This is a genomic window from Chrysiogenia bacterium (genome assembly GCA_020434085.1).
Taxonomy (GTDB): domain Bacteria; phylum JAGRBM01; class JAGRBM01; order JAGRBM01; family JAGRBM01; genus JAGRBM01.
The window spans coordinates 1-4,928 of the sequence record JAGRBM010000500.1 but is presented as its reverse complement, the minus strand read 5'-3'; the positions used below and the strand labels follow the sequence as shown (position 1 = coordinate 4,928).

The window sequence follows — 4,928 nt, the reverse complement described above, 5'->3', positions numbered from 1 at the left end:
TCGAAACCCTTCGCCCCATTGCCGCCGTGGCCTTCCGTCGCAGCGTGGCGCTGGCGGCAGGCGACGAGCTCAACTTCACAACATTGCCCGACGGCACGAGCCGTCTGGACCGGGTCTGCCTGCCGGTTCGGTTGAGCCGCGCGCTTCCCATAGAGGCGCGCTCTGTCTTCCACGGCCACCAGCTCCTCGCCATTGCCGAGGCGCTCTCCTACTCGCCTGCCTATCCCGACAAAGCGCTCGCATGGCCGGAGGCGGCCGAGCTTGAGGGCCGGATCCTGGCCGAATGGCCCGGCTACCGGAGCCGCCTGGCGCGCGCGAAGTCTTTCGAGGACGGCGACCGCCTGCTTTATCCGGCACTCACCGTGCGTCTGCTGACTGAAGCGGAGCCGGTTGAAAGCGAGGATGTGAAGTCATCGGGCCAGGGCGAAGAGATCACCGGTTCGGAATCCACCGCCCGCGAGCAAAATCGCCTCAATCGCACCGAAGACGACCGCGGCCTGCGCATCGAGCGCGCCGAATCCGAAGAGGAAATGACCCGGCGGTGGGCGGGCGAAAAGCGTGACGAGATGGCGTCCAGCGGGGAAGAAGAACCGCCCCCGGGGCCAATGGATCTGGTTCGTACCCGCACGCCGGTTCTTCATGCTGTGAAGACCGAATCGACGCCGGCGCTCTCCAGCCCCGGTGAGGGCGGTATTCGCTACGATGAATGGGACGCGGGGCAGGGGAGCTACCGGCGCCGCTACTGCCAGGTTTTTCCGGAAACCCCGCGAACCCATGGCGATGCGCGCAGCAACCGCGTGCTCGAGGGACTCGCAACGCGCCGCCAGGTCGTGCGCGAGGTGATTCGCCTCTTCGATTCCCTGCGTCCGATTCCCCGGCGCGTAGGGCGCCAGCCCGACGGCGACTCAATCGACCTGGATGCCTTCGTCGATCAGAGCGTGCAGATGCGTCTTGGCGGCAGTATGAGCGAGAACCTCTACGAGCAGCACATTCGTATGGATCGCTCCGTCGCGGTTACCTTGCTCATCGATGTGAGCGCCAGCACCGAGCAATGGCTCGGTCACCGGCGGGCCTTCGAGATCGGCATGGAGAGTGCGGCCCTCTTTGCCATGGGGCAACGCGTTCTGGGCGATGAGGTCGAGATCCTCGGCTTTTCAGGAAGCGGGCCGGGCAACGTGCGCATCGTGGAGTTCAAGCGTTTCGAAGAGCAGTGGACCGACGAAGTCTTTGCGCGCATGGACGCTTGCGAACCGCAGGCTTTCACGCGGCTGGGAGCCGCTTTACGCCACGCATCGGCAGCCCTGCAGAAGCGCGCCTGCCAGCACAAGCTGCTGCTGATTCTCAGCGATGCGCGTCCGCAGGACGAAGACGGATATGAGGGAAGTTACGCACTGGCCGACACCCGGCGAGCGCTCGATGAGGCCCGCCGGGCGGGGATCATTCCCTATTGCCTCACACTGGACCGGGAAGTGGGGCCCCAGCTCAAGCTGCTCTTCCGGCAGCACCACGCCATTCATCTCAATCCTGAGACCCTGCCGCTGAAACTGCCGCAGGTCTTCGCCGCACTGACACGGCACGATTGAATCAGACCGGGCATTCCTTCTTCGGCGGGATCTTCGCCAGCACGAGAATCGGTCCAAAGCGGATCACCCAGATGAGAAAGGCCAGCGCCAGCAGGTGCGCGCTGACGTGGTAGAGCTGATAGGCATTCACGTCGGGTAGCAGTGTTGGGGCCAGAACCCGCGCAAGGGTGGCGAACTGGACAAGCACAATGGCCGCGATGGCGGCCTTTCCAAGCACGATGGGGCGACCGCCGTGGCCCAGGCTCACGCGGGTGCTGATCGCCATCAGAAATCCTACGACCCCGCCAACGGTCAGCATGTGGATCTGCAGGATTCCAGGGTTGATTGCGCCCAGGGCCAGGGCGCCCATGACCCAGCACCAGCCCAGATGGAGGACTGAGACCATGGGGACACGCACGCCCAGCCCGGGTGCGTAGCGCACCCATTCGGCAAAGCACCAGGCAAAGGCCGCGGCATCGATCGCTCTGCTCGCGAGTTCGGAACCCGCAGGCACAACCAGTGTTTTGGCGAGAAGCAGCACCCAGAGAACGGGGAGAAAGAATCGACCGCGGTTCATCTCGTAGTCGCATACGCGGCTCGTGAAGAAGGGCAGCAAGCGATAGACGAAAGAGGCGATCAGGAACAGCAGGTAGTTCCACAGGGCCAGATGAACGGCCGCCCACTGGAGGGTGGGCGGGCCGAATCCGTGCAGGACAAGCGCGATGATCCCGGTTGCTAGGGCGACCAGCACGCCAAGTGCCTGCACCCATAGACGCTGGCCGATCTGCCGGATTCCCATGGGAGCGAGGTAGGAAAACAGCAGCACATAAGCTGCGGTTTCTAGCAGCAGAGCAGGCGTGAGCAGGCTGCCGAATCCAAAGATCCATGCCGCAACGAGGCCGGCCTGCGCGGTGACAAAGAGAGCCCACAGCCCCTGCAGGAGACGCTTGGGCAGGGAAGGGCCATCGTTCTGTTTGGGATAGGCCGTCAGGGCAAAGCCGAATACATAGGCCCCTACGATGCCCCAGATGACGATGTGGGCGTGCTGGGCGATTCCCAGCCCGGGGGCCGGCGGATCAACCCCCAGGGCCCAGGCCCGCAGTTGGAGTCCCCAGAGCACAAAAAAGCCCAGCGCATAGAGGCTCCCGAAGCCAAAAAACGCGCGGTAGGGCTCGCGCCAGAGCTCTGTGCGGGGTGTGAAAGCGTTCTTGGATGTCTCCACTGGATTATCACTCATGGCCTGCAGATCGCTCCTGCTGTCTCATTTACGGGTATCGCCCGGTACGCTAAAGAGGTGGTCGCGTGGCCTTGATGGAAGGCGGCTGCATGGGGTTCAGGGGTGAACGATTGCAGTCCGGGCAAGGCCTCACGCACCCATCCATTCGACCTCACAGGGGCCCCGCTGCAGTATGATGTAGCTCAAATGGGCCGGGAAAAGGCGTAGACACACTGTGGCCGAGGGGCATGACACGGATCTCCGGGCGTATCTGAGCAGCCTGTCGCTGTTCAAGGGAGTCGATGGCGATGTTTGCGAGCGTCTGGCTGCCAGCGCTTCTGCGGCATCCTACGACCGCGCCGGCCGGATTTTTTCCGAAGCCGATGACATCAACAGCATTTTCCTGGTCCGTGAGGGCTGGGTGAAGATCCTTCGCGAGACCGTGGCGGGAAAGACCGTGCTTTTTGACCTGCGAGGTCCCGGAGACCTGGTGGGCGCCGTGGCGGTGCTCGACCAGCGCCCCATGCCGGCAACGGCCATGGCGGCCACGCATGTGGAACTCCTGAGCTTTCCCGGCAAGGAATTCATTGCCATGCTCCGCGAGCATCCCGAGCTTGGGCTCAACTACTCCCGTGAGGTTGGCGGCCGGATGCGCACCGCGCGCGACTGGCAGACCCGGACGGTTTCAAGCGTGGAAACCCGGATTGCGTTGCTCTTCCTGTGGCTCGAAGACCTTGTCGGCGGTCGTAAGGACGGAGAGTTGCGGATGCCGCGGCTGCTCACCCGTCAGGAAATTGCCGACATGGTGGGGACGACCGTGGAGACCTCGATCCGGACGCTTTCAAAATGGTCCAAGCAGGGGCTTCTGGTGACCGAGGAAGAAGAGTTCGTGATCAAGGATCCGACGCAACTTGAGCGATTGAGCCAGCAACCCTGAATCGGTTCGCAATTCCACATTCCAGGCAAAACAAAAGCCCCGCCCGGTTTCCCGGGCGGGGCTTTCTTCTAGAGAGGCACCCCCTCGAGGCGGTATCTCGATGGAGCCTTAGTAGACGTCGTCCCGCGTGTTATTCACGTTGAACTTGCCCGTGGGAGTCACCAGCCAGTCGCCGGTGATCTTCTTCTTCAGTTCCATCGTCTTGTCGTCGTAGATCAGCAGCTCGCCTTCCTTGTCCCACACGGAGACCCACACCTCATCGCCGGCCTTGTTGTATTCAAAGTGGACGATGCGGCCATGGTCGGTGGCCTGGAAGCATTTTTCCATCTCGCCCTTGACCTTGCTGAGCACGCAGATGCTGCGGATCTCGTCGCTGTCGGAATTGAGCGGTGCATCGGTCCACACCCACGGGGAGTTGGGATGAGTCTTGACGAACAACCCACCGGTGCGGCCCTTGAGCTTGATGTCGCGAACGACCTTCCACGCACTTTTCGGGTGATTCTCGGGATCGGTACCGATGACCGACATGCGACCTTCACCGATGTGGGTGGTGGCCCAGACCGGCCCGTAGACCGGATCGATCCAGTTGGCACCGCGACCGGGGTGGGGCTTCTTGCCGGTCTTGATGTTCGTGACGAGCTTCTTCTCCTTCACGTCGATGACGGAGACAGTGTCGCGCATGTTGGCGGCCACCAGGAAATACCGCTTCGTCGAATCCCAGCCACCGTCATGCAGGAAGCGCTCGGACTCGATCATGGTGACCTCGAGGTTGTCCACGTCCGAGTAGTCGACCAGCGCGACATAGCCCGATTCCTTGAGGCTCACGACCCACAGGGGATCGAAATGCGAGGCCACGATGGAGGCCACGCGAACCTCGGGCAGATACTCGTTGGTGTCGTAGGTGTAGCCGGCAGTGCGGACGAGCTTCTTGGGCTCGAGCGTCAGGCCGTCGACAACCGCGAAATGCGGGGGCCAGTAGCAACCGATGATGGCCAGCTTGTCGCTGAAATCGGCAGTCACCTTGGATTCGCCGCCACCAAAGAGATTGCTGAAGAAACCGCCTTCGTGGCCGCCCTTGTACTTGCTGGCGTCCACGGAGCGGGCGTCGATGCAGGGCTTCACTTCGGCGACCAGGGAGGGTTCCTTGGTCCACAGGTCGATCAGGGAGATGCGACCGTCGCGGCCCACCACGTAGAAGTAGCGACCGGTGGAG

At 62.7% G+C, this 4,928-nt stretch carries 4 protein-coding genes; 2 read left to right on the top strand and 2 right to left on the bottom strand.

Features of this window, described 5'->3' with window-relative positions; genetic code table 11:
* Window positions 1-1,583, top strand: a 1,583-nt coding sequence (locus tag KDH09_16905; GenBank protein ID MCB0221379.1) for a hypothetical protein, incomplete at its 5' end; no start/stop codon positions are given.
* A 1-nt stretch (window position 1,584) separates the two neighbouring features.
* On the opposite strand, the gene KDH09_16900 is transcribed toward KDH09_16905, so the two are convergent.
* Window positions 1,585-2,799 (bottom strand): NnrS family protein, encoded by a 1,215-nt coding sequence (locus KDH09_16900; protein ID MCB0221378.1) that lies wholly within the window; start codon window positions 2,797-2,799, stop codon window positions 1,585-1,587.
* A 214-nt stretch (window positions 2,800-3,013) separates the two neighbouring features.
* Here KDH09_16900 and KDH09_16895 point away from each other — a divergent pair, with 214 nt between their 5' ends.
* Complete coding sequence (locus KDH09_16895) at window positions 3,014-3,715, top strand: Crp/Fnr family transcriptional regulator (protein ID MCB0221377.1); 702 nt, start codon at window positions 3,014-3,016, stop codon at window positions 3,713-3,715.
* A 108-nt stretch (window positions 3,716-3,823) separates the two neighbouring features.
* On the opposite strand, the gene KDH09_16890 is transcribed toward KDH09_16895, so the two are convergent.
* On the bottom strand, window positions 3,824-4,928 hold a 1,105-nt coding region (locus tag KDH09_16890), incomplete at its 5' end, for a nitrite reductase (GenBank protein ID MCB0221376.1).

Excerpts from the sequence above, each read along its gene's own strand:
- KDH09_16900 (MCB0221378.1), bottom strand. The coding sequence starts at position 2,799 with ATGAGTGATAATCCAGTGGAGACATCCAAGAACGCTTTCACACCCCGC.